The sequence below is a fragment of the Rheinheimera sediminis genome (assembly GCF_004005375.1).
In the GTDB taxonomy this organism is placed as follows: Bacteria; Pseudomonadota; Gammaproteobacteria; order Enterobacterales; family Alteromonadaceae; genus Pararheinheimera.
In genome coordinates this window covers 1-1,994 of sequence record NZ_RZUF01000060.1, presented here as the reverse complement: position 1 = coordinate 1,994, position 1,994 = coordinate 1, and the positions used below count along the sequence as shown (strand labels likewise).

1 protein-coding gene is annotated in these 1,994 nt (G+C 40.0%); it reads right to left on the bottom strand.

The genetic code is table 11. From position 1 onward, the window contains the following. Window positions 1-292 precede the first annotated feature (292 nt). Complete coding sequence (locus EMM73_RS19680) at window positions 293-1,846, bottom strand: SIR2 family protein (RefSeq protein WP_127688462.1); 1,554 nt, start codon at window positions 1,844-1,846, stop codon at window positions 293-295. Window positions 1,847-1,994: the final 148 nt, after the last annotated feature.

The window sequence follows — 1,994 nt, the reverse complement described above, 5'->3', positions numbered from 1 at the left end:
TGGCGTGTCCAGTGTTGCCGGATCAGATCAGCGTGCTTGTTTTCTGATAACAGCAAGTAACATTATGTATTAGTCCAAATGTACAACCAATGTCTGCTTTTGGCACTAACCTGAGAACCGTTAAGAGCGATAAGCGGAATTAACGTTTGGTTAGGGAACGGGCTTTAGCCCCTCCCAGCGAGCAAATCGAACGATGTGAACTACTTCTCAGGTAAATAATCTACAGTTGTCTGGCTGTGTAACGATTAGAACCGCGTTCGATTGGGGTGCGTATTGTTACATACATTAAACGTTACCACCCCCACTTCAACCTATCGTAAAGAGCAGCAAGCTTCCTAAAGCTACTTGCATAGCTCGAAGCCTCGTAATCAAATTTTTCTTCATTCTCAATCAAAAAACCATGTAATAGCTCAACGTCGATTTTATCTAGACTCAGGAATGGGATATATGCAGCAGCATTTTCGGGTGTGCAAGCAGCTAAAATTTGCTTCATATCCATATGCCGATAATTTCTAAAATACGGCTTTGCATATGAGTTCATTCGTAATCTTTTCAGATCTCTGAAAACCACTTTATCTAAGCTGAATTCTGATGCCTTGTAACTCTGTTCACTATTAATGCCAAGTTTTTGCAGATACATAAATACCGGCACATTGGGTGTTGATTTACTAGCACGAGGCGCTACATGTTTTAATATTTGTTCGCAGTCATAACCTTTTTCTTCGTGAAGTAAATCCTCGAAAAGATCATTAGTGCTAATGCTCTCGTAACCAACGGGAGATGGACCCAAAAACGCTTGCTGAGCAACCCCAACACCAACTAGAAATTCAACATCATCTTTTGTTTCTATTTCATCGATATCAACAACGCATATTTTTTTCTCTGGCTCAGACGACTGAACCAATTCGTACAATTGTTCCTTGCAATATCTTAGAACTCTCGCCGGTATTTTTCGCTTTGTAGAATGGATTGCCCTATAAACAGGAAGAAAGTCATTTGTTTTAACCAATACAAGTGGAATCTGAATACCGTCGATCGTCAAATAGGTATCGGATACATTTGGCTCTTCTCCTTCAGAAAGTCGCTGTATAAAGATTAAATTCTTTCTGAGTTGCTCTATGTTATCGCGACCTATGCATCCGGATATTGCTTTAAGCAAGCTACTAATGTTTTCGTCTGAAATTGAGTAACCAATGAAAACCACTGGATGCTCAACAAATAAAGTAATTAGCTTTGCCGCCAAATAGGTATTTTTTTGATTAAAAGATTCATAATCAGAATCAGTCAGAACCAAAGAATTTGAACTTGTTGAGCAACCATGAATCTTGTAAATCTCACCAATCTCTTGCGGATTAGAAAACAGTAGTTCCTCTTGACCAATATAAGTTTTGTATTCAGGAAAAAGTTGCTCGATAAACATATCCCAGTTTGTCGTAATCACACCATCAACATTCAGATTGGCCAGCAGCTTAACTTCATCAGCGTAGTCCGATTCTTTTGCTAAAGACTGATCCAGCGTTGAAAGATAGTTACACATTTCAATTCTCAGCGCCGATGTTTCATCTTTAATTTTAGACTTAAATCTCTCTACACTCTGAGAATATTCAGAAGCAGACCACCAATACTCATTGAAGTCCTTAGCAAGCAATGATGCAACCTTTGGGTAACTGCCATTAGCTGATGATAGGTAGTATTCAAATGGCTTACCAGCTACACAGAACTTACTAAGCAGGCCCTTCCAGTCTTCTAAACCCAAATATCTTCTGGAAAATCCAGATCCCAAAAAAAGAAAAGGTCCAGCTGAACGGCTTCGAAAGATTGCGACTAATTTGCTTTCTATATCCATATTTTCTCTCTGATTACCACATCATCCGAAGAACGTTTAACGCCTTGCTAAGGGGCAACCGAAACGCAGTCTAGGTTGTCCCACGAAGGCCCAACGGGCGGAGTGAACTTGAGCAACTTGTTGAACGAAGCCGCTTTGCGGCAGAAAT

Excerpts from the sequence above, each read along its gene's own strand:
- EMM73_RS19680 (WP_127688462.1), bottom strand. The coding sequence starts at position 1,846 with ATGGATATAGAAAGCAAATTAGTCGCAATCTTTCGAAGCCGTTCAGCT.